Raw genomic sequence first — 24,267 nt, forward strand, 5'->3', positions numbered from 1 at the left:
CGAGCTGCGAAGCCCCGGGCTGTGGACCCCCGGGCTGGGCAACCCCGGGCCGACACCGGCGGCCGGGACCCCGCGCGGGGTCCCGGCCGCCGGTTTTCCGTGGACGGATACGCTGGCTGGTGCCGGCAGCGGCAGCGGCAGCGGACGGACAGCGCGGAGCGGATCGGATCGGAACATGCGGAAGCCCACCACCCGGATGTGGATCTGGCTGACCGTGGCGGTCGTCGCCGTGACGGGAGGCCTTCTCTACGTCGACAGCCACCGCGTCTCCGCCGCCCCGCACGCGGACGACGCCAAGTGCGACAAGGTCGTCTCCCGCCTCCCGGACGACATACCCGGTGCGTCGCGCGACTGGGCCCTCGGCGACGGCGTCGCTTCCTGGGGTGGCCGGAAGGCGGTGTTCCGCTGCGGCGCCGAAGAGCTGCCGCCGAACATCAACCTCTGTGTCACGGCCGACGGCGTCGACTGGGTCCTGGACGAGGAGCGGCTGGAGCGCGACGGCGTGAGTGTCCTGCGGACGTACGGTCGCTCGCCGGCCGTGGAGTTCACGTACTCCGGTCCGCGCGAGGAAGTGGGCGGCATCCTCGCCACGCTGGACCCCGCCGTGAAGTGGATTCCGCAGGAGCGGAAGTGCGTCGGCCTGGAGGACGCCACCGTCCTGTAGCCGTTCGGCCCCCTCCGCCGGGCGCCGGCGTGAGGCCTGGGGTCGGATCGGGGCATGACCGACCGTGAGAGCGGGGGCGCGTCCGAGCGTGGCCGTGCCGCGTTCTGCCAGGGCCCGTACGGCGGCGAGACGGACGCCGGGGCCTGCGGTGACCCCGCCCGCTTCGAGGTCGCCCGGCATCCGCGGGCGCCGCTGCGGGTGTGCCCCGTACATCTGGGGCCGTCCCCGCTGCTGGCGGACGGGGTGCTGTGGCCGCCGGAGATCCGCTTGATCCGGTGAGCGCTCGCAGGGGCTCGCGGCCGCCGGGAGTGGTTCACTTGGGTGACCTCGGGCGGCTCCCGGCCCCTGGGACCAAGGACCGCGAAAGGAAGCAGTACGGTGCCCGGACGATCCGACAGCCGCCCCGACAGCCGCTCCGACGCGATGGCTCGGCGGTTCGAGCAGGACCGGCCCCGGCTGCGGGCGGTCGCGTACCGGATCCTCGGCTCCCTCGGCGAGGCCGACGACGCCCTCCAGGACGCCTGGCTGCGTGCCGACCGCGCGGACACCTCCGACGTGGAGAACCCCTCCGGCTGGCTCACCACGGTCGTGGCCCGGGTCTGCCTCAACCTGCTCCGCTCCCGGGACACGCGCCGCGAGGAGCCCTTGGACGACGGGACGGACCGGGGGCCGGTCGGTGGGGCCCCGCTGTCCGGCGGGCACTCCGTGGTCGACCCGGAGGAGGAGGCGCAGCTCGCCGAGTCCGTCGGTATCGCGTTGCTGATCGTCCTGGACACCCTGGGCCCCGCCGAGCGGCTCTCCTTCGTCCTGCACGACATGTTCGACGTCCCCTTCGACGACATCGCCGCGATGCTCGACAAGACGCCCGCGGCCACCCGCCAGTTGGCCAGCCGTGCCCGCCGCCGGGTCCGGGGCGTCCCCGTGCCCGATGCCGACCTGCCCCGCCGGCACCGCGCGGTCGACGCGTATCTGGCGGCCACGCGCGGCGGCGACTTCGACGCGCTGGTCTCCCTGCTCCACCCGGACGTCGTCCTGAGCGCCGACGCGGCCGTCGTTCCGACGCCCGAGCCCTTCGCGGTCAGCGGTGTGGAGCGGGTGGCCAGGGGAGCGATGGCCTCGATGGGCCGGGCCAGGTCCGCCGGTGTCGTCCTGGTCGACGGCCGGGCGGGCATGGCGATGGCCGAGAACGGCCGGCTGCGCGTGGTACTCCGCTTCACCTTCGCGGACGACGGTCTCATCACCGGCATCGATGTGATCGCGGAGCCGGAACGCCTGAACAAACTGGACATCACGGGCATAAGCTGAGGTCATACACGCCGCGTCGGCAGAGGAAGCGGAGAAGGTGAGTGCGATGCGCGTGCTGCTCAAGGCGACGCTGGACACGGAGAAGTCGAACGAGCTCATCCGCAGCGGCAAGATGGCGGATGTGATGAGGGAAGCGCTCGACCACATCAAGCCGGAGGCCGCCTATTTCGGCACCCTCGGCGGTCGACGGACGGCCCTGCTGGTCTTCGACATGCAGGACAGCGCGGACATGCCGCCGATCGGTGAACCGTTCTTCCTCGAGATGAACGCCGAGGTCGACGTCTGCCCCATCATGAACGCCGAGGACTTGGGGAAGGGTCTTTCCCGGCTTCGTTGACCGGCACCGCCACCGGCTCAGCTGAAGACGATCATCGATCCCTGCGCCAGGCTCCGCGTGGCCGCCGTGTGCAGGCCCAGCCACACATGGCGCTCCCGGGCGAAGGGACTGGAGTCGTACGGTGCGGGAACGGCCGGCTCCTCCAGTTCCGTCGGGGCGAGCGGCGGCCGCGGTGGTGCCGGGGGGTTGGCCGGATCGATGCCGAGGGCCGGGGCGACGGCCTCCAACTCCCGTAGCAGAGTGTGCGAGGAGCCCAAGGGGCCGCCGCCTGCGAGGAGTTCGTCGTTGGACAGTGGGTGCGGGAAGTCGACGGGGACGTAGGCGCCCGCGTGGTCGTAGTGCCAGACCAGGTGCGACTGCTGGGCCGTTGCCTCGAACATCTCCAGCAACTGCTCGTAGTCGCCCCCGAGTTCGTCGACCGGTGTCACCGGCAGTCCGCACACCTGGAGCAGGTACGACCGGCGCAGGAAATGCAGCGCGTCGTAGTCGAAACCGGCCACCGGGGCGACTTCGCCGGAGAGCCCCGGCATGTACTGGTACACCGGTACCGGTGGCAGCCCGGCCTCGGCCAGCACCTTGTCGTATTGCGCGAGTTCTTCGGCGAACGGGTTGTCCGGCGTGTGGCACAAGACGTCGACGAGCGGTACCAGCCACAGGTCACAGGCCAAAAGAGGGCTCCTCACACAGCACAGTGGTCAGCGAAGGGAAGCGTAGTCGGTGTGCGTCCGGTACGTAGTCGGTGCGCGTTGCGTGCAGTTCCCATACCCATCTGGGGCCGGACCACGACACGCCGGGCGTTGGTCATCCGCCCGGCGTACACCGGTCATCCGCCGGCGAGCCGCTCGATGAGGGCGAGCGAGTGGGCGTTGTACGCGTCGACGAGCGAGCGCGCGGCCGGGGCGTCGCGGCGGGCGAGGGCGTCGACCAGCTCGGTGTGCTCGGACCACAGCGCGCCGCGCAGATCGCTGAGCCGGCGCAGGTGCTGCACCGTGCACACCCAGCTCTGCACGCGCAGCCGGTGCAGGAAGTCGGACAGGTGGCGGTTGCCGAACAGGATGGCCAGCTCGCGCCAGAACCGCAGGTCGTAGCCGATGAGGACGGTCAGGTCGCCGGCCGCGGCGGCGCGCTGTGCCTCCTCGCCGCGCCGTCGGACCCCCGCGAGGGCGGCGGCGATCCGCGGGTCGTCGGGGTCCGGGCCGCCCCTGCGGTCGTCGATGAGGACGAGGAACATCCCGTCGGTGACGAGGCCGCGGGCCTCGATCATGCCGCGGAAGTCGTCGACCGAGTACTCGTGCACGCGGAAGCCGCGGTGGTGGTCGGCGTCGAGGAGCCCCTGCGCGGACAGGTCGACCAGTGCCTCCCGTACGGGCGTCGCGGAGACCCCGTACTGCTCGGCGATCTCCTTGACCGTGAACTCCTGCCCCGGCTGGAGCCGACCCGCCAGCACCTCGTCGCGGAGCGCGTCGGCGATCTGCTGCCGCAGGGTGCTGCGCGTGACGGCACCGGTGCCGCTGGGGCCGGGCATGGTCGGGCGTCTCCTCGTGGCGTCCGGGTGGCGTGCTCGTCCACACGTCTGTGGCGTGCTCGTACACATGTCTACCGTGTACGAGCACGCCACCTTACGCGCTCGGGTCCCTCACCCTGCCCGCGAGCGGGCAGGCCCTTACTCGGTGTACTCGTCCGCCACGGACAGTGCCGTGTCCAGGACCGCCAGGCCCTCCTTCAGTTCGGCCTCGGAGATGTTGCACGGCGGCACGACGTGGGTCCGGTTCATGTTCACGAACGGCCATACGCCGTGGGTCTTGGCGGAGGCGGCGAACGCGGACATCGCGGTGGCGTCCTGCCCGGTGGCGTTGTAGGGGACCAGCGGCTCCCGGGTCTCCCGGTTCCGCACCAGCTCCAGTGCCCAGAACATGCCGGTGCCGCGCACCTCGCCCACGCTCGGGTGGCGCTCGGCCAGCTCCCGCAGTGCCGGTCCGACGACGTCGGTCCCGAGCCGGGCGGCGTGCTCGACGATGCCCTCCTCCGTCATGACGTTGATCGTGGCGACGGCCGCGGCGCAGGCCAGCGGGTGCCCGGAGTAGGTCAGCCCGCCGGGGTAGGGCCGCTCGGCGAACGTCTCGGCGATCCGCGCGGAGATCGCGACGCCGCCCAGCGGGACGTAGCCCGAGTTCACGCCCTTGGCGAAGGTCATCAGGTCGGGCACGACGTCGTACAGGTCCGCCGCGAACCACGTGCCGGTCCGGCCGAATCCGGCCATGACCTCGTCGAGCACGAAGACGATCCCGTACTTGTCGCAGATCTCGCGGACTCCGGCCAGGTAACCGGCCGGCGGGGTCATGATCCCCGCCGTGCCCGGGATCGTCTCCAGGATGATCGCGGCGATCGTCCCCGGTCCCTCGAAGGCGATCGTCGTCTCCAGGTGTTCCAGTGCCCGCGCGCACTCCTGCTCCTCGGTCTCGGCGTAGAAGCGCGAGCGGTAGAGGAAGGGCGCCCAGAAGTGCACGGCACCGGCCGTTCCGCTGTCCGAGGCCCAGCGGCGCGGGTCGCCGGTGAGGTTGATCGCCTGCTGGGTGCCGCCGTGGTACGAGCGGTACGCCGACAGCACCTTCGGCCGCCCGGTGTGCAGCCGGGCCATGCGCACGGCGTGCTCCACGGCGTCCGCGCCCGCGTTGGTGAAGAAGATCTTGTCCAGGTCGCCGGGTGTCCGCTCGGCGATCAGCCGGGCCGCCTCCGAGCGCGCCTCGATGGCGAACGCGGGCGCGAAGGTGGTCATCTTCGCCGCCTGCTCCTGGATCGCGGCGACGACCTTCGGGTGCTGGTAGCCGATGTTGGTGTAGACGAGCCCGCTGGCGAAGTCGAGGTAGCGCTTGCCTTCGTAGTCCCAGAAGTACGACCCCTCGGCGCCGGCGACGGCGAGCGGGTCGATGAGCTCCTGCGCGGACCAGGAGTGGAAGACGTGCGCACGGTCCGCGGCCTTCACGGCGGCGCCGGCCTGGGGATGGGGCTGAGGGGTCATGCGGCCGAGGGTAGATGTCCGCGATGCGGAAACGGAATCGGCGTCCTGTCTGCGGTAGGGGACTTTCCGCGACAGGTTGTCGACGGGGCGGGGGCGTGCGGGAGGAGGCCGGTGTGGACATTATTGACAGCAAGCTGTCGAGATGACAGCCTTCTGTCGTACGGTCATACGGCCTCGTGCTCACCGCACCCGCTGGAGGATTCATGAACGGCACCCGCAAGCCCGTCCACCTCGCTGTGTACGACACCCTGGCCGACTGGGAGACCGGGCACGCGACGGCTCATCTGGCCCGCGCCGGATACCCGGTCCGTACCGTCGGCCCCACCACCGACTCCGTCACGAGCATCGGCGGTCTGCGCGTCCAGCCGGACCTGGCCCTGGCCGGCCTGCGCCCCGAGGACAGCTCCCTGCTGGTCCTCCCGGGCGCCGACCTCTGGGACGCGGGCGACGACCTCGCCCCCTTCGCCCGTACCGCTCGTGCCTTCCTGGACGCGGGGGTGCCCGTCGCCGCCATCTGTGGTGCGACCGCCGGGCTGGCCCGCGAGGGCCTGCTCGACGACCGCGCGCACACCAGCGCCGTCTCCTTCTACCTGGCGGCGACCGGCTACGCGGGCGGCGGGCGGTACGTGGAGGCCGACGCGGTCACCGACGGCGGCCTGGTCACCGCCGGGCCCACCGAGCCGGTCGCCTTCGCCCGGGAGGTCCTCGGCCTGCTCGGGGCGTACGAGGGTGAGGTGCTGGACGCCTGGTACCGGCTGTTCCACGACTCCGACCCGCAGGCGTACGCCGTGCTGGAGAAGGCGGGTGCCGAGTGAGCCGGGAGCGTCAGGACCTGCTCAGCCGCAGCGCCCTCGGCGTCTTCAGGCTCAACGGCCAGTTCCTCGCGGTGGCCGAGGAACTGGCCCGCCCCGCCGGGCTCACCGCGGCGTGGTGGCAGGTGCTCGGCGCGGTGCTGCGCGAGCCGCTGCCCGTCTCCGGTGTCGCGCGGGCGATGGGCATCACCCGGCAGAGCGTGCAGCGCATCGCCGACCTCCTGGTGGAGCGCGGCCTCGCCGAGTACCGGCCCAACCCGGCCCACCGCCGTGCCAAGCTCCTCGCGCCGACCCGGGCGGGCCGCGCGGCCGTCTCCCGCATCGGCCCCGGGCACGCCGCCCTCGCCGACCGGCTGGCCGAGGCCTACGGGTCCGAGGCGGAACTCGCCGCGGCGGTCGAGGCACTCGAACGCCTGTCGAAGGCGCTGGAAGCTCTCGGTGACCCGCCTGTTACGGAACCGTAGAGCCGGACCGGCTCGTCGCACGGTCGCCCCGCACTATCTTGGGTCTGTTGCTCACGTGGGTTCACGTGCGGGGGAAGGCGGCGCGACATGGAGAAGCTCGGGGGCGGGGACCCGCGGCGGATCGGCGTTTACCGGCTGCTGGCGCGGCTCGGTGCGGGCGGTATGGGCCAGGTCTATCTGGCCCGCTCGGACCGCGGACGCACGGTCGCCGTCAAGCTGGTGCGCGAGGAACTGGCCGCGCAGGAGGAGTTCCGGGCGCGGTTCCGGCAGGAGGTCCAGTCGGCGCGGCGGGTCGGCGGGTACTGGACGGCGCCCGTGCTGGACGCCGACACCGAGGCCGCCGTCCCGTGGGTCGCCACCGGGTACGTCGCGGGCCCCAGTCTCCAGCAGGTCGTCGGGCACGACCACGGCGCCCTGCCGGAGCGGTCGGTACGGACCCTGAGTGCCGGTCTCGCCCACGCGCTCCAGGACATCCACGCCGCCGGGATCGTGCACCGCGACCTCAAGCCGTCCAACGTGCTCGTCACCATCGACGGCCCCCGGGTCATCGACTTCGGTATCGCGCGGGCCCTGGAGACGGTCACCGACGGCGGGCTCACCCGCCCCGGCGCGCTCGTCGGCTCGCCGGGGTTCATGGCGCCCGAGCAGGTGCGCGGTGACCGCATCACGCCCGCGTGCGACGTCTTCTGCCTCGGTTCGATCCTCGCGTACGCCGCCACCGGCGAGCTGCCCTTCGGCACCGCCAACAGCGGCGTGCACGCTCTGATGTTCCGCATCGCGCAGGAGGAACCGGACCTGGACGGTGTGCCCGAGGGCATCGCCGACCTCGTACGCGACTGCCTGAAGAAGGACCCCGCCGCCCGCCCCGGCCTCGCCGAGGTCCTCGAGCGCACGGGCGCGCAGGACACGGTCGCCGAAGGCCGCTCCCGTGACCCCTGGCTGCCCAGCGCGCTGGTGGCCCAGCTGGGCCGGCACGCGGTACGGCTGCTGGACACCGAGAACCCGGAGAACCCGGAGAACCCGGAGAACCCGGAGAACCCGGAGACACCGCAGACGCCGGGCGCGGCGGGAGCCGCCGAACCGAAGCCGGACGCCCCGAACTCGTCCCCGGCCGCCTCGCCCTCCGCGGAGCGGGAACCGGCGGAAGGACCGCCACCCCCGCGCGATCCGGGCAGTGGCGGCGGAGCGCCGCTGGACCACCTCCCCACACTCGTCGCGGGCCGGCACCCCCCGACACCCCCGCCCGCGCACGGCCACCCCGAGCACCCCCATCCCCAGCCGCAGCAGCCCGCCCACGGCTACGGCCCGGCCCCGGCCTGGACCGCGCCACCCGGGTATCACCCGCCGTACGGCGGCCCCGGCTCGACCCCGCCCTACGGCCCTCCGCCCTATGGGCCCCAGCCGTACGGCCCGCCGCCCGAGCAGCCCCGCAGTGGCCGCTCCACCGCGCTGCTGATCGTGGTCGCCCTGGTCGTCGCGCTGGGCGCCGGAGGCTCGGTCTACGCCCTGATGAGCGGGGACGAAGACGGTGGCAACCGGGCCGGCGACGACCGGACGAACACCAGTACCGCCACGGCCGGCGCGCCCCAGGACCCGGACCCCGGTACGGACGGCTCGGCGCCGACGACCGAGGCCGGCCAGCCGACGACGCCCAGCCCGTCGCCGACCCAGGACGGCACGATCCCGACGGAGTACCTGGGCACCTGGGCGACGACCATCGACAACGCGTCCGGCGTCCACCCGCGGCGGCTGACCATCCAGCAGGGCGACGTGGGCGACACGGTCCTGTCACTCGTCGCCGACGGCCCCTCCGGCAACGGCTCCTACCACTGCGTCTTCGAGGCCGACCTGTCCAGCGCGCCGGGCCCCGACGGCCCTCTGGACCTCGGCCCCTCCACGGTGACGGTGGGCCCCTCCGCCTCCTGCACCCCGGGCGAACCCACCCGGGTCACCCTCCTGCCGAACGGCACCCTGACACGCACCAACACCAGCAACGGCGAAACGCTGACCTACCGACGCCAGTAGCAGCCCTGGCCACGTGATCTTTTTCGCGGTCCTGCAAGAGGGCCGCTGGCCTCCGGGCCCGGCCCACACCCACGCCGGGCACCGGGAAACGCCGAACACCGCCCCCACCTCACCGCGCAGCCCACCTCACCGCGGCTCGGGCGGCCGCTGCCGAGGCATGTTCGGCCGAGCCCCATTGGGCGTCATCGAGAAGCGTCCCGGCCCCCCGCCGCCCGCCTCCGAGGCCCGCCCCGCCCCGCCGGCCGCCCCCGACTGCAGCCCCAGCGGCGCGGCCCCGGTCCGGAAATCCACCATCCAGTCGGCCGTCTCCGCCCGCACCAGCTCCGTCACGTCCTCCGAGAACCGCCGCAGCACCAGCAGACACCGCTCGGCCGCCTCGCTCGCCGTCCCGTCGGCCGGTCCCAGTACCTCCCGCACGCTCTCCGACGCCCAGTCGAACTGGAGCGCCTGAAGCCGCCGCTGCACCGCCTGAGCCGTGGCCATGTCCCGCATCCACCCGGACGTGACCCCGAAATACCGGTCGGCCGCCACGCACGCCACCCCGATCAGCAGCGCCAGATATCCCCAGGGGGCCGCCCCGCCCACCATTCCGGACATGTCCAGCAGCGGCAGCGCCGCCCCGGCGACCGCCCCCGCCGCCGCCCCGCCCCGCAGCGCCATGGCGCTGCGCCGCTTCCACACCCGGTCCGCCAGATACCAGGCCGCCGTGTCCAGCGCGCCCCGCTCCACCCACCGGTACAGCTCGTCCAGCCGTTCCGCGGGCAGTGCCCAGTCCCCGAGTGGAAACGCCCGCCCGGTGAGGTCGCCCGGCCGCGGCCCGGCCGCCCCCTCACCGCCCCGCCCGTCGTGGGGCGGCCCCTCGGGCTGCATGTCCGGCTGACCCACCCGGCACTCCCTACTGCTCACCGTTCGTGAAGACCTCGAAGCCCGAAGGCCCGAGGACCCCATGCGCCGGAATCCTTCCTACCGCCCAATGGGTGGCGAAAACCTGGGTTACGTCGCTTTTCCATCCGGAAGAGGGCGTTGATCAGGTATAGGACTCCTCCGGCGTCACTCGAAAGAGTGCTGGAGCGGGGGCCGCGCGGACCACGTAGGCTCGTGCCGAACGGCAAAAACCCGCGGTGACCCCGCGGCGACAGCGGCGACAGGAGCTGAACGTGATCCCCGGTGGTGGCCAGCCCAACATGCAGCAGCTGCTTCAGCAGGCCCAGAAGATGCAGCAGGACCTCGCCCAGGCCCAGGAGGAACTGGCGAGGACCGAGGTCGAAGGCCAGGCGGGCGGCGGCCTGGTGAAGGCCACGGTCACCGGCTCCGGCGAGCTGCGCGGCCTCGTGATCGACCCGAAGGCGGTGGACCCGGAGGACACCGAGACCCTCGCCGACCTGGTCGTCGCCGCGGTCCAGGCGGCCAACGAGAACGCGCAGAACCTCCAGCAGCAGAAGCTCGGCCCGCTCGCGCAGGGCATGGGCGGCGGCAGCGGCATCCCGGGTCTGCCTTTCTGAGTCCGCGTCCCCCGTTCGGCTTTCTCAGACCGGCCCGAGCCCTCTACCGTACGTAGTGCAGGAACATCAGGAAGGACGGCAGTCCGTTGTACGAAGGCGTGGTCCAGGACCTCATCGACGAACTCGGGCGGCTGCCCGGCGTCGGTCCCAAGAGCGCGCAGCGGATCGCCTTCCACATCCTCCAGGCGGAACCGACCGACGTACGGCGGCTCGCCCAGACCCTCATGGAAGTGAAGGCCAAGGTCCGCTTCTGTGCGACCTGCGGGAACGTCGCGCAGGAAGAGCAGTGCAACATCTGCCGTGACGCGCGTCGCGACCCGTCCGTCATCTGTGTGGTGGAGGAGCCGAAGGACGTCGTGGCCATCGAGCGCACCCGTGAGTTCCGCGGGCGCTATCACGTGCTCGGCGGCGCGATCAGCCCGATCGACGGAGTCGGCCCGGACGACCTCCGCATCCGTGAACTGCTCGCCCGCCTGGCGGACGGCGCGGTCACGGAGCTGATCCTGGCCACGGACCCGAATCTGGAGGGCGAGGCCACGGCCACGTACCTCGCCCGCATGATCAAGCCCATGGGCCTCAAGGTCACCCGCCTGGCCAGCGGCCTCCCGGTGGGCGGCGACCTGGAATACGCGGACGAGGTGACCCTCGGCCGCGCCTTCGAGGGGAGACGACTCCTAGATGTCTGACGCCACTCTGCACGCGACCGACCAGAACCCGGACGACTTCGCGGTCCAGATCGCGGACCAGATCGAGAGTTTCCTGGTCGCCGTGACCGAGGTCGCCAAGGGCGACGAACCGGACTCGGCGGTTCCCTTCCTCCTGCTGGAGGTCTCCCAGCTCATGCTGGCCGGCGGCCGCCTGGGCGCCCACGAGGACATCGTCCCCGACGAGCGCTACGAGCCCGACCCGGGTCCCGAGCTGGACGTGGACGACCTGCGCGAGAATCTCGCCCGCATCCTCGAACCGATCGACGTCTACTCCGAGGTCTTCGACCCGTACGAGCCGCGCAAGGCTCCGGTCCCGGCCCGTATCTCCGATGACCTCACCGACGTCATCACCGACCTCCGCCACGGCATGGTCCACTACAAGGCCGGCCGCACCACGGAGGCCCTGTGGTGGTGGCAGTTCTCCTACTTTTCCAACTGGGGCTCCACGGCCTCCGCGACCCTGCGCGCCCTCCAGTCGGTCGTCGCCCACGTCCGTCTGAACCAGCCCCTGGAGGAACTGGACGGCCTCGACACCGACCAGGATCTCGGCGACGAGGCCCTGGAGACGGAGGCCGGCCGGGTCATGGTGGAGGAGATCGCGGGCCCACTGGGCCTGCGCCCGGTCAGGTAGCGACCGTTCCGGCGTGCGCGGAAGGCGGTCGAGTTCCTCGCGATCGTCGTGGCCGAGGCCGGGGGCAGGTGGTGTGCTGAAAAAGCGTGAACTGATGGCAGGAAATGTCCTTGGAGCGCTCAAATGAGTGCTGCGAGGACGGTGGGGGCGATTCGTTCACGCTTTTTCGGTGGGGGTGCCGGTCGGGGGTGGTGGCTCATCGTGCGCCGGCGTCCAGTGCCGCGCTGAGTTTCGCCGCGCACACGTAGGGCGCGGTCGCCGTCGGCCCGCTGTACCAGCGCAGCGGCCAGGTGTTGCCCTCCAGGGCCGGGATGCCGACGTAGGTGACGGTCCGCGCCCCTCGTCCCCCGCCCAACCGCTGCACACCGAGCGGCCAGTCGTACGCCGCGACCTCCCCGGGCGCCAGCAGGAAGTACACCCACCGCCCGCCGCTCCCCTCGCACACGATGGGCCCGGCGTCCTCGTCCGTCGCCTCGACAAGCCAGTCGGCGACCAGCTCCCCCCGGATGCCGTCGATCCGTACGGCGTCGAAGTGCACGCCGGCCACGTGCAGTTGATGCCCGGCGACCGGCACCCACGCCGGACGGTGAATTGTGTTCGTCATGGTCACACGCTGCCGTCGGCGAGGCTACGCTCGGTAGCGACTGAGGTGATACACGCCGTGGTGTACCGGTCGGAGGTGCGTGTCGTGTCGGGCCAGAACAACTCCCAGCCGCCTGTCGCTTGGCGCTACAGCGGCAACCAGATGAAGCGCTGGCGCACCAAGGCCAACGTGAGCCGTGAGCAGCTCGCCGAGGCGGCCAGTTACTCGCCGGACACCATCAAGTCGATGGAGCAGGGCGTACGGATGCCGACGCCGCGCGTCCTCGACGTGGCCGATGAGCTGTGCCGGGCGGAGGGGCTGCTGAGCGCCGCCAAGGACTACCTCCAGCGGGAGAAGTTCCCGGCAAGGGCGCAGGACTTCATGGAGCGGGAGAGGGAGGCGATCAGCCTCTGGTGGTACGAGGACACGTTGATTCCGGGCTTGTTGCAGACGGAGCGGTACGCGCGCACGCTGATCGAGAACCGCAACCCACCGCTGGACGAGGTGACCATCGAGGAACGGATCACGGCCCGCATGGAGCGGCAGGCGATCCTGACTGAGCGCAAGCCACCGGTGGGCCTGAGCTTCGTTCTGTACGAGGCGGTGCTGCGCAGTCCACTTGTGGACGATGAGCAGATGAACCGTCTGCTGGAGGTCTCGCGGCTTCGGAACGTCGCGTTGCAGGTACTCACGTTCGAGCGGGCCATTCCGGCGGGACTCCTGGGATCCACGGTGCTGCTGGAGACTCAGGCGTACGAGCGGTTCGCCTTCTCCGAGGGGCCCATTGCCAGTGAACTGTCGGCCGAACCGGGGGTTGTCAACCGTGTGTCGGAGCGGCTTAGCATGATGCGCACCGAGGCTCTCAGCCCCGCTGAGTCGGCCCGCTTCATCAACGGGATGGTGAATCAGCCGTGAGCGACCAGTTGCAGTGGTTCAGGTCCAGCTACAGCGACGACGAGGGCGGCGCCTGCGTCGAGGTCGCCCTCGCCTCCGCCATCCACATCCGTGACTCCAAGGCGGCGCCCACCGGACCCGAACTCCACATCTCCGCCCCCGCGTGGTCGGCGTTCATCGCCGCAGTTCAGCCCGGAGCTTGAGCCCCGGGATCCGAGCTCTTCCCTTGGTTCTTCTGGTCTGGTTGAAATACCCAACCAACCAAGGCTGTACGTGAGTTGAGCAGACGTAACTCGTAAGAGTGACGTTCCGTGATCGGCTTGCGTCGCTGTGTAAAGCCACTCTAGGTTCGCGGCAAACGACCAGAACTGAGTCGGCCCCGGCGGTGCTCCAACACCAATCCGGGGCCTGACCTACACATCGAAAAGTAGAGGTTCGATGGTGGCTTTCGCCAACCTTAGTCCTGCCCTGCCCGCCCCGTCCCACCCCATGGCCAATCCGGGCTACGGAAAACGCCTCGCAGGTGACGAAGACCCGCACGCGGACCCGGACTTCGCACATCTGCTGCCGCGTGAGGCCGAGGTCGCCGTCTTCATCGACCACCTCGACACCGGCCACTCGATGGGGCACAAGGTCCTCGCGGCGGAACACCCGCGCTACGGCCAGCAGGCGATGCGGACGTCCCTCAGCCGCCTCAGCGAGGCCGGCCACCTGCGCTGGATCAGAGAACACATCACCGTCGAGGACAACACCATGCGGTGGGTCACACGGACGTACTGGTCGCGTACGCGCAGGTCGGAGGCCTGGTGGGAGGAGTTCGCACGGGAGCGGAACGGCCGGATCGTGCCCGGTGACCTCCGTCCCGGGTTGGCGCGCACCGAAGAGCCCGAGCTGCCCGAACCGGAGACCGAGTCGCATCCCGAGCCCGAGCCCGAGTCCCGGACCGGGTCCCGGACCGAACCCAGGACCGGGCCCCGGACCGAACCCAGGGCCGAGCCCACGACCTCGTACCTCACCCTCGCCGGAATCCGCGACGCGGAACCCCGCATGCCCCTGTCCGAAGCCGACTGCCGGTCCCTCGCCTCACTGGCGGAGGAGTGGCTGGCGCGCGGTGCGACGCCCCAGGACATCACCCGCGCGGTGACGGGCGGCCTTCCCGCGACCGTGAACAACCCGGGCGGTCTCGCCCGCAACCGACTGGAGAACAGAATGCCCCCGAAGAAGGCGAAGATCCGCCAGAAGGCCGCCCCGCGCCGGGCCCGTGTGACCCGCGCGGTCATCTGCTGCATGTCCTGCGACGCGGACGAGCTGACGACGAAGATCCAGGGCGGCATGTGTCCGGACTGCCGCGCCGAGTTCGAGGCGGCCGTGGCCGCCGAGGAGGCCGGGCAGCCGGACACCGGATACGTGCCGGACACCTTCCTGGCCGACCCCGACGCCCACGCCGTGTACGAGTGGGTGGACGTACCCCGCCGAGCGGCGGAGGTACGCGCGGCGGGCGGCCTGCGGCCGAGGACGGAGCGGGCGCTCTGAAAAATGGGAAGGCCGCGGTCAAGCCCGCCGCAGCGCTGACTGAACCACTCCGCTTGTGAACGTGTGACACACCGCACTTTCCCGAGTGACCCGCGTCCTCCTGGGCATGAGCCTGCCTGGACGAGCCCGGAAGTCTCACCATGCGATACCGCAGGGGGGAAATCCGGACGCTCGGTAAAATGAGCCGACCGCAGTACATATACGTACGTGCGGAAAGAGACGGATTGAGCGAGGAGCGCACGTGGGCCTTGTCGTGCAGAAGTACGGAGGCTCCTCCGTAGCCGATGCCGAAGGCATCAAGCGCGTCGCCAAGCGGATCGTGGAAGCGAAGAAGAACGGCAACCAGGTGGTCGCCGTAGTTTCCGCGATGGGCGACACGACGGACGAGCTGATCGATCTCGCCGAGCAGGTATCCCCGATCCCTGCCGGGCGCGAACTCGACATGCTGCTGACCGCCGGAGAGCGAATCTCCATGGCGCTGCTGGCCATGGCGATCAAAAACCTGGGTCACGAGGCCCAGTCGTTCACCGGCAGCCAGGCCGGAGTCATCACCGACTCGGTCCACAACAAGGCGCGGATCATCGACGTCACGCCGGGCCGCATCAAGACCTCGGTGGACGAGGGCAACGTCGCCATCGTGGCCGGCTTCCAGGGCGTCAGCCAGGACAGCAAGGACATCACCACGCTGGGGCGGGGCGGATCCGACACCACCGCTGTCGCTCTCGCCGCCGCGCTCGACGCGGACGTCTGTGAGATCTACACCGACGTCGACGGCGTCTTCACCGCCGACCCGCGCGTGGTGAAGAAGGCGAAGAAGATCGACTGGATCTCCTTCGAGGACATGCTGGAGCTCGCGGCCTCCGGTTCCAAGGTGCTCCTCCACCGCTGTGTGGAGTACGCCCGCCGGTACAACATCCCGATCCACGTCCGGTCCAGCTTCAGCGGACTGCAGGGCACGTGGGTCAGCAGCGAGCCGATCAAGCAAGGGGAAAAGCACGTGGAGCAGGCCATGATCTCCGGTGTCGCGCACGACACCTCCGAGGCCAAGGTCACCGTCGTCGGTGTGCCGGACAAGCCGGGCGAGGCGGCCGCGATCTTCCGGGCGATCGCCGACGCCCAGGTCAACATCGACATGGTCGTGCAGAACGTGTCCGCGGCCTCCACGGGCCTGACGGACATCTCCTTCACCCTGCCGAAGAGCGAGGGCCGCAAGGCCATCGACGCGCTGGAGAAGAACCGCGCGGGCATCGGCTTCGACTCGCTGCGCTACGACGACCAGATCGGCAAGATCTCGCTGGTCGGCGCGGGCATGAAGAGCAACCCGGGCGTCACCGCCGACTTCTTCACCGCACTGTCCGAGTCCGGGGTGAACATCGAGCTGATCTCGACCTCCGAGATCCGTATCTCGGTCGTCACCCGCAAGGACGACGTGAACGAGGCCGTCCGCGCCGTGCACACCGCCTTCGGGCTGGACTCCGACGGCGACGAGGCCGTCGTCTACGGGGGCACCGGGCGCTGATGTCCGACACGCATGGCGCCGGACGCTCCGGGCGGCCGACCCTGGCCGTCGTGGGAGCGACCGGCGCCGTCGGCTCCGTGATGCTCCAGATCCTGTCCCAGCACGCGGACGTCTGGGGCGACATCCGCCTGATCGCCTCCCCGCGCTCGGCCGGCCGCAAGCTGGCCGTGCGCGGGGAGGAGGTCGAGGTGGTGGCGCTGGCCGAGGAGGCCTTCGACGGGGTCGACGTCGCCATGTTCGACGTACCCGACGAGGTGTCCGCGCAGTGGGCGCCGGTCGCCGCGGCCAAGGGTGTGGTGGTGGTCGACAACTCCGGCGCGTTCCGGATGGACCCGGACGTGCCGCTGGTCGTGCCCGAGGTCAATCCGCACGCGGTGCGGATGCGGCCGCGCGGGATCGTCTCCAACCCCAACTGCACGACACTGTCCATGATCGTGGCGTTGGGCGCGCTGCACGCCGAGTTCGGGCTGCGCGAGCTGGTCGTCTCGTCGTACCAGGCGGTGAGCGGGGCCGGACGGGACGGCGTGGAGACGCTGCGCCGACAGCTGTCGCTGGTGGCCGGGACCGAGTTGGGGAACAGCCCCGGTGACCTGCGGCGGGCCGTCGGCGACGACACCGGGCCCTTCCCGGAGCCGGTCGCGCTGAACGTCGTACCGTGGGCAGGGTCGTTGAAGGACGACGGCTGGTCCTCGGAGGAGATGAAGGTGCGGGACGAGTCCCGCAAGATCCTCGGGCTGCCGAACCTTCCCGTCGCCGTGACGTGTGTACGGGTGCCGGTGGTCACCACGCACTCCTTGACCGTGCACGCCCGCTTCGAGGGCGAGGTCACCGTCGACAAGGCCCGGGAGATCCTGGCCACGGCGCCCGGCGTGGTGCTCTTCGACAACCCGGCCGCGGGGGAGTTCCCCACCCCCGCCGACGTGGTCGGCACCGACCCGACCTGGGTGGGCCGGGTGCGGCGGGCCCTGGACGACCCGACGGCGCTCGAACTCTTCGTCTGCGGGGACAACCTGCGCAAGGGGGCCGCGCTGAACACCGCGCAGATCGCGGAGCTGGTGGCGGCCGAGTTCGGCTGAGCACGCCGGCCGTCGCGGGTCCGTTTGTAGAATTCGTGAACGAGATGTGATCCGGAAGTTGGCCCGGACTACTTGTACCCGACACCTGTGGCATCAGAGGATTTGCTCCCCGCCCTCCGCAACCGTGCGAAGGGCGGGGAGCGTCTTTGCGGTCACCCATTCGGGGCGCGGGGGCGCGTGGTCGGCGCGGGGACGCCGACGGCGGGCGTGGGGACGCTCGTTCACATGGGACATAGGGGAAGAGCGGGACGATGAGGGCCTATGACGCACCGTCAGCCGGGTGGCCGCCCGGCGGGCGCGGGAACGTGACGCCCGGCACGTACAACCCTCACGGGGGTGGGCGTGTCCAACTGGCGTGGCAGAGGTACTCGATTTCACCGCTTCGACGCGTGGCCCCGCTGTGCGGCCGCCCGTCCGGTCCGTCCGGCCCGTCCGTCCCCGTGTGGCCGGTCCGGCCGGTGGCATGCCGGTGATCGCGCCCATGCCCGCAGCGCGGCCGGCCCGCATACCGAACCAGCGCGACGGCGCGGAGGACGCGGCGGCGGGTACCACCGTCGACCACCTCACCGAGACGTACCGGAAGCACTACCGGTCGCTGCTCGGACTCGCCGCTCTCCTCCTCGACGACACCGCCTCCTGCGAGGACGTCGTCCAGGAGGCCTTCATCCGCGTCCACTCGGCGCGCAAACGCGTCCGTGACCCGGAGAAGACCCTGGCGTACCTGCGTCAGACCGTCGTCAATCTCTCGCGTTCGGCGCTGCGCCGCCGCATCCTCGGCCTCAAGCTGCTCTCCAAGCCCATGCCGGACATGGCGAGCGCGGAGGAGGGCGCCTACGACCTGCTGGAGCGCGACTCCCTGATCAAGGCGATGAAGGGACTGCAGCGCCGTCAGCGCGAGGTGCTGGTCCTGCGCTACTTCGCCGACATGACCGAAGCACAGGTCGCCGAGACGCTCGGCATATCCCTGGGCTCGGTCAAGGCGTACGGGTCGCGTGGCATCGCGGCGCTCAGGGTTGCCATGGAGGCACCGGCATGAGCGACGGCAACGACGCGTGGCGCGCCGCCCGCGACGAGCACGACCCCCGGCAGGGGGACGCGCCGGCCGAGTCGACCGGACCCGCCGAGCCACCGGCCGGGTCGACCGGACCTGCCGAGCCGACGGCCGGGCGGTCCGGGCAAGAACCGTCGAAGTACACGCACGCTGGGAACGGAACTGTGAACAACGGCCCCGCCGAACAGGGCCCCGGTACTCAGGGGTCTGACGGGTTCGACACGCCCGACGGGCTCAACACGCTCGACGGGCTCGACACGCCCGACGGGCTCGGCTCCGACGAGCTGGCCCTGCGCAGGATGCTGCACCAGGCGGTCCGGGACGTGGAGCCGAGCGACGGCACCCTGGACCACCTGCGCCGCGCGGTGCCCGCCCGACGGGCCCGCAAGCGCCAGGCCGTCGTCGGTATGGCCGCCGCCGCGCTCTTCATCGGCACGGCGGTCCCGGCCCTCGTGCACGTCTCGAACACCACCGGCCCGGGCGCCGACCCGTCCGTCGCGGGCCACGCCTCGCAGGCCCAGGGCGGCGCCTCCCAGGGCAAGGACCCGGCCGGCGGCCAGAGCGGCATCACCGGCTCCGCGGGCACGGCCGAGGGCAAGGAGAGATCCGACCCCGAGGAGACACCCAAGGACAAGGAGAGCGGTGCCGTGACGGGCTCGACGCCCGGCGCCGACCCCTCCGCCAGCGCCGCCGCCGACATCCCCGCGTGTACGGCGAAACAGCTCGGCCCGGCCCTGGCGAGCAGCGCCGACCCCGACTCCACGGGTGTGGTCTACGGCTCTTTCCGCGTCACCAACGTCTCCTCGGACGGCTGCACCGTCGTCGGCCCCGGCAGTGTGGTCGCCACCCCGCAGGGCGCGGCGGACGCCGCCCGGATCGGCACGGCCCGGCACGCGGCCGGGGACGCCGCCGCCGGACTGCCCGACCCGTCCCTGGAGGCCGCGTCACTGACCCTGGCGGCGGGCTCCGCGTACGAGGTGCAGTTCGCCTGGGTGCCCTCGGAGACCTGCCCCACCACCGGCGGCACACCGGGGGGCGGCACCGGCGGGCCCTCGCCCGACCCCTCGCCCACCGAGGACACGACCACCACGGGCGGCACCACCCCGGGCGGCACCGACACCGGCACCACGACCCAGTTGGTCACCGAGGACGGTCCGGCCGAAGGGAGCGTGTCGGTGACGTACAGCCCGGAGGGCGGCTCCGGCTCGGCGACGGCCACGGTGTCCAACGCCTGCGCGGGGACCGTCTACTGGACGGGTGTGCTGGCGGCGGCGGAGTAGGACAGCCGGCGTCTCAGACGCCGGACGGGGTGGGGCGGGACTCCCGTTCGCTCTCCTGCCCGGCGCTCTCCTGCCCGGCGCTGTCCTGCCGGGCGTTCTCCTCGTCCTCCGGGGCCAGACCCAGCTCCGCGTCACGGGCGAGTTCGACCTCGCGGCGCAGCAGCCGGAACCACATGAAGATCACGAAGCCGACGAAGGCGAACCACTCGGCGGTGTAGCCGAGGTTCTGGAACGCCTTCAGGTCCAGCCCGGTTCCCTGCGGCGCGCTCACGGGCACGGCCCGCATCCCGGAGTCGCCCTTGTTGAGCGTGACCCACGCGTCGTACACGTCGTACGGCACGAGGTTCAGCAGTGTCGCCGCGCTGATCGCGCCGGTCTGCCCGTCCGGCCACCCGGAACGGCCGCTGACGCCGTTGCTGCCGGGCGACTCGGCCGCCTGGAGCGCTCCGGTGACGGTGACCTCGCCGGTGGGCGGGGCCGGGGCCTTCGCCGGGTCGGGTTCGCCGGGCAGCCAGCCGCGTACGACGGGCAGTGCCTCCCCGTCGTCGGTGCGCAGCAGCGTGAGGACGTAGTAGCCCTCCCGGTCGTCCAGCTTCCGCTCCGGGACGAGCAGCTGGTCCTCGTACCGGCCGCTCACGGTGGTCTGCTCGCCGACCGTCGCCTTGTCCACCGGCAGCATCTCCGCCAGCGGGCGGGCCGCCTCCCGGCTCGCCGACTTCTGCTCGGTGGTCGTGGTCTCGTGGTCCTGGACCCGGTCCTCGAACCGGCCGAGCTGCCACGAACCCATGAAGATGCAGAAGGGGATGGCCAGGACGACGAAGACGTTGATCCCCCACCATCGGGGCGTCAGCAGAAACCGGTACACGCCCTCCACGGTACGGGGCATGGCCGCGCCACCTGCCCGCGGGGCTGTGGAAAAGCATCGGGCGGGGCGGCGGCGGGGAAAGTTTTCCACAGGCTGGGGATCCGGTCCGCGCCTTGTCGCCGGGTCGGGGCAGTATGGGGCCATGACTGAGAGCAACGGGTCCGTGTCGTCGGACCAGCGGCGGGGACAGGGCAGCACCGAGGACGGCCGGCGGGACGGGGAGATGCCCGACTGGGAGAAGCGGTTCCGGGCGCCGCGGGTGTCGCTGCCCGACTGGGCCGAGGACGCACCGGACCGCTCCTTGTTCGTGTCGAACGCGACGGGGACGTACGAGCTGTACGCCTGGGACCGGTCGACCGGCGAGCAGCGACAGGTCACGGACCGGCCCAACGGCACGACGGACGGCGTGCTCCCACCGGACGGCGACTGGATCTGGTGGTTCGACGACAAGGACGGTGACGAGTTCGGCGTCTGGCGCCGCCAGCCCTTCGCGGGCGGCGAGGACGAGCCGGCGGTGCCCGGTCTCGACCCCTCCTACCCGGCGGGCCTCGCCCTCGGCCGGGACGGGCGCACCGCGGTGGTCGGCCGCTCGACCGACGAGGACGGTACGACGATCCACCTCTCGTACGCCGGAGGGCCCCCGGCGGAGATCTACCGGCACCGCGAGTCCGCGGGCGTCGGCGATCTCTCCCACGACGGCACGCTGATCGCCATCGAGCACACCGAGCACGGCGACGCCATGCACTCGGCGCTGCGCGTCCTGCGCCCCGACGGCTCGACGGTCGCCGAGCTGGACGACACGAAGGGCGGCGAGGAGGAGCTCGGCCTGGAGGTGCTGGGCTTCGCGCCGGTCGACGGTGACACCCGTCTGCTCATCGGCCACCAGCGCCGGGGCCGCTGGGAGCCCCTGGTGTGGGACGTGGCGACGGGCGAGCAGACCGACCTGGCCCTGGAGCTGCCCGGTGACGTCAGCGCCGAGTGGTACCCGGACGGCAGCGGCCTGCTGATCGTGCACGGTTTCGAGGCCCGCAGCGAGCTGTTCCGCTACGACTTCGCCGAGCGCGAGCTGGTGGAGATCGAGACCCCGGCCGGCACGGTCTCCGGGGCGACGGCCCGCCCGGACGGCAGCGTGGAGTACCTGTGGTCGTCGGCCGCCGAACCGTCGGCGGTCCGCTCGACGACCGGCCGGGTCGTTCTGGACCCGCCGGGCATGAAGTCGCCGGACTCGGTCCCGGTGGAGGACGTGTGGGTGGAGGGGCCCGGCGGCCGCATCCACGCCCTGGTCCAGAAGCCGGCCGGCACGACCGGCCCGCTCCCGACGGTCTTCGACATCCACGGCGGCCCCACCTGGCACGACAGCGACGCCTTCGCCGCCGGCCCCGCGGCCTGGGTCGACCACGGCTACGCGGTGGTCCGCGTCAACTACCGCGGCTCCACCGGGTACGGACGCGCCTGGACCGACGCCCTGAAGCACCGGGTGGGTCTCATCGAGCTGGAGGACATCGAGGCGGTGCGCGAGTGGGCGGTCACCTCCGGCCTCGCGGACCCCGACCGGCTGATCCTCACCGGCGGTTCCTGGGGCGGCTACCTCACCCTCCTCGGCATCGGCACCCGGCCCGAGGCGTGGACGCTGGGCATCGCCGCCGTCCCCGTCGCCGACTACGTCACCGCGTACCACGACGAGATGGAAGGCCTGAAGGCCCTCGACCGCACCCTCCTCGGCGGCACCCCCGAAGAGGTCCCCGACCGCTTCGAGGCCTCCTCGCCGCTGACCTACGTCGACCAGGTCAAGGCCCCGGTCTACATCTCCGCCGGCGTCAACGACCCGCGCTGCCCGATCCGCCAGGTCGAGAACTACGTCAAGCGCCTGGAGTCCAGGAACGCGGTGCACGAGGTGTACCGCTACGACGCGGGGCACGGGTCACTGGTGGTGGACGAACGGATCAAGCAGGTCCGCCTGGAACTGGACTTCGCGGCCAGGCACCTGCCGTAGAACAAGGGGATGTCGTAGGGGCGGCGGCGCCCCTACGAATCCGTCCGCTGCCGCGCACGCCGCCCGAGCAGCTCCGCCAGTCCCCGCCGGGTGGCCGCCAGCACCACCCGGTCCTCACCCCGCAGGACGTACGTCTCGGGCAGCTCCCACACCAGCCCCGGCTCTCCCGTCCCACGCTCACCGGAGACCTCCAGCGCCAGCACCCGCCACGCCCCCGCCCGGAACGCCTCGCCGACCGTCTTCCCCTCCAGCTGCGGATGCCCGGCCACCTCCACCGCCGCGAACAGCAGCACCCGACGCTCGACGGGGATCGCCCCGAGGATCTGGCGGCCCATCATCGCCCCGGCGAACGCGGGCGCGGACAGATGGGTCACGCTGCGGCTCCGGGTGAGCGCGCCCGGGTGCGCGGCGCGCAGGGTGCGGTACACGGCGGTCGCGAAGTCGTCGTCGTACAGGCGCAGCACGACCCGCAGTCCGGACCGTACGGAGCGGGCGTAGAGCACGGCTTCCAGGTTGGTGGTGTCCACACTGGTCAGGGCGAGCAGGGAGTGCGCCCGGTGGATCTTGGCGGCCTCCAGGACGCCCTCCTGGGTGACGTCTCCGAGTACCACGGGCACCCGCAGCCGGCGTGCGGTCGCCATGCCGCGGGCCTCGGGGTCGGCCTCGACGCACACCACGGGGATGTCCATCTCCCGCAGCCGGGTCAGTACGCGCGTGCCGATCTTGCCGAGACCGAGCAGGACGACGTGCCCGCCGAGCCCGCGCGGCGGCTTGCGCACCGTCGAGGCGCTGCGGAAGGTGCCGAGGGCTTCGAGCACGGCGGCCAGCAGCACCGGCAGCAACAGCAGCCCGACGAAGCCGGAGAGCAGCTGGAGGATCTGGCGGCCGGTGTCGTCGTTGTGTGCGGGCTCGTTGATGGAGAACAGGTCGAGCAGCGTCACGTAGGTGGCGTGCAGCGGATGGTCGTCGGTGACCACCATCAGCGCCACCGCGAGCGCGACCACGCACGCCCCCAGACCCGCCAGCGACCACCGCAGTCGCCGCGAGAACAGCTCGCCGAACGGTGGCACACCGGCGCGCGCGGTGGGCAGGGGAGGGCCGGAGTACGACACGTGCTCCAGGGCGACGGTGCCGCGTCCGGTGGCCGCCTCCACCGCGGCGGCGTCGGGCAGCAGTTGCGGTCCCTGGTCGCCGCTGCCCTCCGAACCGTCCGCGCCGGCCGGGTCGTTGCTCGTGGCGGAGAGCAGCGCGAGCGTGCACAGCCCGGGGTCGGCGACCTCGCCGGGGCGGGGCGGCTGCCGTTCCACGGCGCGCAGCAGCAGTCCGTCCGCCTCGACGACCTTGCTGGTGCCGACGAGCGCGGTCGCGGCCAGCGCGGGTGCGGCCGTGTCGGCGTCGGACAGCACGGTCGTGGAGGTACCGGCACCGTCGAGCCCCGAATCCCGGGCGTCGCCGGTCGCCAGCGTGGCGCTCTGGTCGAGGAGTTCCTCGATGTGCTGGCCGAGCCGTCGGTTGTACAGGCGCAGGACCAGGCGCAGCCGGGGGTTGAGGCGGCGGGCGGTCAGGGCGGCCCGGATGTTGGTCTCGTCGTCGTCGTACACGAGGGCCAGTGCGGCGGCCCGGTCCACGCCGGCCTCCGCGAGCACGTCGTCGGTCGGCTCGGCGGCCTCCAGTTCGCGGACGGTGCCGTTCGGCTCGCCGGTGCCCGGGGCGGCGTTGCCGGAGCCGCCGTTGCCGTTGTTTCCCGAGCGGTTGACGGCGGCGCTGACCATGTCCAGTAGCGCCGCCGAGGCCGCCCGGGCCCGTCCGACCACCGGCTGAGGCACTCGGCGTCCGGAGGGCGGGACGACGAGGGTGACCTGTTCGCGGTAGACACCGCGCAGTTCGGCGGCCAGCCGGTGCGCCAGCCCGTCGTCGCCGCACACCACCATGTGCGCGTAGCCGTCACCCTGCGGAACCTGGTGCGGAACGCTCCCCGATTGAGTCCCCATTTGATAGAGGACAGTA

25 protein-coding genes are annotated in these 24,267 nt (G+C 71.7%); 18 read left to right on the top strand and 7 right to left on the bottom strand.

Going from position 1 to position 24,267, the window contains the following annotated elements:
- Positions 1 to 175: 175 nt before the first annotated feature.
- The 4 genes from QC283_RS26150 to QC283_RS26165 all read left to right on the top strand — a co-directional run bounded on the left by QC283_RS26150 (position 176) and on the right by QC283_RS26165 (position 2,306).
- Positions 176 to 664, top strand: a complete 489-nt coding sequence (locus QC283_RS26150) for a DUF3515 family protein (protein ID WP_279564139.1) — start codon at positions 176 to 178, stop codon at positions 662 to 664.
- 54 nt (positions 665 to 718) lie between these two features.
- Positions 719 to 943: a hypothetical protein gene (locus QC283_RS26155; protein ID WP_279564140.1), complete on the top strand. Its 225-nt coding sequence runs from the start codon at positions 719 to 721 to the stop codon at positions 941 to 943.
- Positions 944 to 1,087: 144 nt separating this feature from the next.
- Positions 1,088 to 1,969, top strand: a complete 882-nt coding sequence (locus QC283_RS26160) for a sigma-70 family RNA polymerase sigma factor (RefSeq protein WP_279564300.1) — start codon at positions 1,088 to 1,090, stop codon at positions 1,967 to 1,969.
- Positions 1,970 to 2,015: 46 nt separating this feature from the next.
- Positions 2,016 to 2,306, top strand: a complete 291-nt coding sequence (locus QC283_RS26165; RefSeq protein ID WP_279564141.1) for a hypothetical protein — start codon at positions 2,016 to 2,018, stop codon at positions 2,304 to 2,306.
- Between the two features lie 17 nt (positions 2,307 to 2,323).
- Here QC283_RS26165 and QC283_RS26170 read toward each other — a convergent pair whose 3' ends face one another.
- The 3 genes from QC283_RS26170 to QC283_RS26180 form a co-directional block, all read right to left on the bottom strand.
- On the bottom strand, positions 2,324 to 2,974 hold the full coding sequence (locus tag QC283_RS26170; protein WP_279564142.1) for a hypothetical protein: 651 nt from the start codon (positions 2,972 to 2,974) through the stop codon (positions 2,324 to 2,326).
- Positions 2,975 to 3,129: 155 nt separating this feature from the next.
- Positions 3,130 to 3,831, bottom strand: coding sequence for a GntR family transcriptional regulator (locus QC283_RS26175; RefSeq protein WP_279564143.1), 702 nt, complete (start codon positions 3,829 to 3,831; stop codon positions 3,130 to 3,132).
- Between the two features lie 138 nt (positions 3,832 to 3,969).
- Positions 3,970 to 5,325, bottom strand: coding sequence for an aspartate aminotransferase family protein (locus QC283_RS26180; RefSeq protein WP_279564144.1), 1,356 nt, complete (start codon positions 5,323 to 5,325; stop codon positions 3,970 to 3,972).
- A 203-nt stretch (positions 5,326 to 5,528) separates the two neighbouring features.
- Here QC283_RS26180 and QC283_RS26185 point away from each other — a divergent pair, with 203 nt between their 5' ends.
- The 3 genes from QC283_RS26185 to QC283_RS26195 all read left to right on the top strand — a co-directional run bounded on the left by QC283_RS26185 (position 5,529) and on the right by QC283_RS26195 (position 8,626).
- On the top strand, positions 5,529 to 6,140 hold the full coding sequence (locus QC283_RS26185; protein WP_279564145.1) for a DJ-1/PfpI family protein: 612 nt from the start codon (positions 5,529 to 5,531) through the stop codon (positions 6,138 to 6,140).
- The gene (locus QC283_RS26190; protein ID WP_279564146.1) at positions 6,137 to 6,601 is read left to right on the top strand and encodes a MarR family winged helix-turn-helix transcriptional regulator; all 465 of its coding nucleotides are present in this window, start codon (positions 6,137 to 6,139) and stop codon (positions 6,599 to 6,601) included. The genes QC283_RS26185 and QC283_RS26190 overlap by 4 nt, the downstream gene beginning before the upstream one ends.
- A gap of 87 nt (positions 6,602 to 6,688) precedes the next feature.
- Positions 6,689 to 8,626, top strand: a complete 1,938-nt coding sequence (locus QC283_RS26195) for a serine/threonine-protein kinase (protein WP_279564147.1) — start codon at positions 6,689 to 6,691, stop codon at positions 8,624 to 8,626.
- Positions 8,627 to 8,752: 126 nt separating this feature from the next.
- Here the strand turns inward: QC283_RS26195 and QC283_RS26200 are convergent, their stop codons facing one another.
- Positions 8,753 to 9,511, bottom strand: coding sequence for an SLATT domain-containing protein (locus QC283_RS26200; RefSeq protein ID WP_279564148.1), 759 nt, complete (start codon positions 9,509 to 9,511; stop codon positions 8,753 to 8,755).
- Positions 9,512 to 9,783: 272 nt separating this feature from the next.
- Between QC283_RS26200 and QC283_RS26205 the strand changes: the two genes are divergently transcribed.
- The 3 genes from QC283_RS26205 to QC283_RS26215 all read left to right on the top strand — a co-directional run bounded on the left by QC283_RS26205 (position 9,784) and on the right by QC283_RS26215 (position 11,466).
- Positions 9,784 to 10,128, top strand: coding sequence for a YbaB/EbfC family nucleoid-associated protein (locus tag QC283_RS26205; protein ID WP_279564149.1), 345 nt, complete (start codon positions 9,784 to 9,786; stop codon positions 10,126 to 10,128).
- An 86-nt stretch (positions 10,129 to 10,214) separates the two neighbouring features.
- A complete protein-coding gene (recR, locus tag QC283_RS26210) occupies positions 10,215 to 10,814 on the top strand; it encodes a recombination mediator RecR (protein WP_279564150.1) in 600 nt (199 codons plus the stop codon).
- The gene (locus tag QC283_RS26215) at positions 10,807 to 11,466 is read left to right on the top strand and encodes a DUF5063 domain-containing protein (RefSeq protein ID WP_279564151.1); all 660 of its coding nucleotides are present in this window, start codon (positions 10,807 to 10,809) and stop codon (positions 11,464 to 11,466) included. Before recR ends, QC283_RS26215 begins: the two co-directional genes overlap by 8 nt.
- Before the next feature lie 196 nt (positions 11,467 to 11,662).
- On the opposite strand, the gene QC283_RS26220 is transcribed toward QC283_RS26215, so the two are convergent.
- On the bottom strand, positions 11,663 to 12,070 hold the full coding sequence (locus QC283_RS26220) for a hypothetical protein (RefSeq protein WP_398012267.1): 408 nt from the start codon (positions 12,068 to 12,070) through the stop codon (positions 11,663 to 11,665).
- Positions 12,071 to 12,154: 84 nt separating this feature from the next.
- Here QC283_RS26220 and QC283_RS26225 point away from each other — a divergent pair, with 84 nt between their 5' ends.
- The 7 genes from QC283_RS26225 to QC283_RS26255 all read left to right on the top strand — a co-directional run bounded on the left by QC283_RS26225 (position 12,155) and on the right by QC283_RS26255 (position 19,402).
- A complete protein-coding gene (locus QC283_RS26225; RefSeq protein ID WP_279564153.1) occupies positions 12,155 to 12,964 on the top strand; it encodes a helix-turn-helix domain-containing protein in 810 nt (269 codons plus the stop codon).
- The gene (locus QC283_RS26230) at positions 12,961 to 13,146 is read left to right on the top strand and encodes a DUF397 domain-containing protein (protein WP_279564154.1); all 186 of its coding nucleotides are present in this window, start codon (positions 12,961 to 12,963) and stop codon (positions 13,144 to 13,146) included. The genes QC283_RS26225 and QC283_RS26230 overlap by 4 nt, the downstream gene beginning before the upstream one ends.
- A 286-nt stretch (positions 13,147 to 13,432) precedes the next feature.
- Positions 13,433 to 14,476, top strand: a complete 1,044-nt coding sequence (locus QC283_RS26235) for a hypothetical protein (protein WP_279564155.1) — start codon at positions 13,433 to 13,435, stop codon at positions 14,474 to 14,476.
- A gap of 241 nt (positions 14,477 to 14,717) precedes the next feature.
- Positions 14,718 to 15,995 (top strand): aspartate kinase, encoded by a 1,278-nt coding sequence (locus tag QC283_RS26240; RefSeq protein WP_279564156.1) that lies wholly within the window; start codon positions 14,718 to 14,720, stop codon positions 15,993 to 15,995.
- Positions 15,995 to 17,071, top strand: a complete 1,077-nt coding sequence (locus QC283_RS26245; protein ID WP_279564157.1) for an aspartate-semialdehyde dehydrogenase — start codon at positions 15,995 to 15,997, stop codon at positions 17,069 to 17,071. Before QC283_RS26240 ends, QC283_RS26245 begins: the two co-directional genes overlap by 1 nt.
- Before the next feature lie 463 nt (positions 17,072 to 17,534).
- Positions 17,535 to 18,107 carry a SigE family RNA polymerase sigma factor gene (locus QC283_RS26250; protein ID WP_279564301.1) on the top strand — a complete coding sequence of 191 codons (573 nt, stop codon included), beginning with the start codon at positions 17,535 to 17,537 and terminating at the stop codon, positions 18,105 to 18,107.
- Positions 18,104 to 19,402 carry a hypothetical protein gene (locus QC283_RS26255; protein WP_279564158.1) on the top strand — a complete coding sequence of 433 codons (1,299 nt, stop codon included), beginning with the start codon at positions 18,104 to 18,106 and terminating at the stop codon, positions 19,400 to 19,402. The genes QC283_RS26250 and QC283_RS26255 overlap by 4 nt, the downstream gene beginning before the upstream one ends.
- A gap of 13 nt (positions 19,403 to 19,415) precedes the next feature.
- Here the strand turns inward: QC283_RS26255 and QC283_RS26260 are convergent, their stop codons facing one another.
- The gene (locus QC283_RS26260; protein ID WP_279564302.1) at positions 19,416 to 20,267 is read right to left on the bottom strand and encodes an SURF1 family protein; all 852 of its coding nucleotides are present in this window, start codon (positions 20,265 to 20,267) and stop codon (positions 19,416 to 19,418) included.
- 142 nt (positions 20,268 to 20,409) lie between these two features.
- Here QC283_RS26260 and QC283_RS26265 point away from each other — a divergent pair, with 142 nt between their 5' ends.
- Positions 20,410 to 22,260: a S9 family peptidase gene (locus tag QC283_RS26265; RefSeq protein WP_279564159.1), complete on the top strand. Its 1,851-nt coding sequence runs from the start codon at positions 20,410 to 20,412 to the stop codon at positions 22,258 to 22,260.
- Between the two features lie 32 nt (positions 22,261 to 22,292).
- Here QC283_RS26265 and QC283_RS26270 read toward each other — a convergent pair whose 3' ends face one another.
- Entirely contained in the window at positions 22,293 to 24,191 is a 1,899-nt protein-coding gene (locus QC283_RS26270) for an NAD-binding protein (RefSeq protein WP_279564303.1), read from the bottom strand.
- Between the last annotated feature and the right edge of the window lie 76 nt (positions 24,192 to 24,267).

The organism is Streptomyces sp. DH41 (assembly GCF_029813785.1).
Classification (GTDB): Bacteria; Actinomycetota; Actinomycetes; order Streptomycetales; family Streptomycetaceae; genus Streptomyces.

What these genes read in the sequence shown, in the direction of transcription:
- QC283_RS26265 (WP_279564159.1), top strand. Translation starts at nt 20,410, where the DNA reads ATGACTGAGAGCAACGGGTCCGTGTCGTCGGACCAGCGGCGGGGACAG.
- QC283_RS26150 (WP_279564139.1), top strand. Translation starts at nt 176, where the DNA reads ATGCGGAAGCCCACCACCCGGATGTGGATCTGGCTGACCGTGGCGGTC.
- QC283_RS26180 (WP_279564144.1), bottom strand. Translation starts at nt 5,325, where the DNA reads ATGACCCCTCAGCCCCATCCCCAGGCCGGCGCCGCCGTGAAGGCCGCG.
- QC283_RS26165 (WP_279564141.1), top strand. Translation starts at nt 2,016, where the DNA reads ATGCGCGTGCTGCTCAAGGCGACGCTGGACACGGAGAAGTCGAACGAG.
- QC283_RS26215 (WP_279564151.1), top strand. Translation starts at nt 10,807, where the DNA reads ATGTCTGACGCCACTCTGCACGCGACCGACCAGAACCCGGACGACTTC.
- QC283_RS26245 (WP_279564157.1), top strand. Translation starts at nt 15,995, where the DNA reads ATGTCCGACACGCATGGCGCCGGACGCTCCGGGCGGCCGACCCTGGCC.
- QC283_RS26270 (WP_279564303.1), bottom strand. Translation starts at nt 24,191, where the DNA reads ATGGTGGTGTGCGGCGACGACGGGCTGGCGCACCGGCTGGCCGCCGAA.
- QC283_RS26235 (WP_279564155.1), top strand. Translation starts at nt 13,433, where the DNA reads ATGGCCAATCCGGGCTACGGAAAACGCCTCGCAGGTGACGAAGACCCG.
- QC283_RS26255 (WP_279564158.1), top strand. Translation starts at nt 18,104, where the DNA reads ATGAGCGACGGCAACGACGCGTGGCGCGCCGCCCGCGACGAGCACGAC.
- QC283_RS26195 (WP_279564147.1), top strand. Translation starts at nt 6,689, where the DNA reads ATGGAGAAGCTCGGGGGCGGGGACCCGCGGCGGATCGGCGTTTACCGG.
- QC283_RS26220 (WP_398012267.1), bottom strand. Translation starts at nt 12,070, where the DNA reads ATGACGAACACAATTCACCGTCCGGCGTGGGTGCCGGTCGCCGGGCAT.
- QC283_RS26185 (WP_279564145.1), top strand. Translation starts at nt 5,529, where the DNA reads ATGAACGGCACCCGCAAGCCCGTCCACCTCGCTGTGTACGACACCCTG.
- QC283_RS26175 (WP_279564143.1), bottom strand. Translation starts at nt 3,831, where the DNA reads ATGCCCGGCCCCAGCGGCACCGGTGCCGTCACGCGCAGCACCCTGCGG.
- QC283_RS26155 (WP_279564140.1), top strand. Translation starts at nt 719, where the DNA reads ATGACCGACCGTGAGAGCGGGGGCGCGTCCGAGCGTGGCCGTGCCGCG.
- QC283_RS26160 (WP_279564300.1), top strand. Translation starts at nt 1,088, where the DNA reads ATGGCTCGGCGGTTCGAGCAGGACCGGCCCCGGCTGCGGGCGGTCGCG.
- QC283_RS26250 (WP_279564301.1), top strand. Translation starts at nt 17,535, where the DNA reads ATGCCGGTGATCGCGCCCATGCCCGCAGCGCGGCCGGCCCGCATACCG.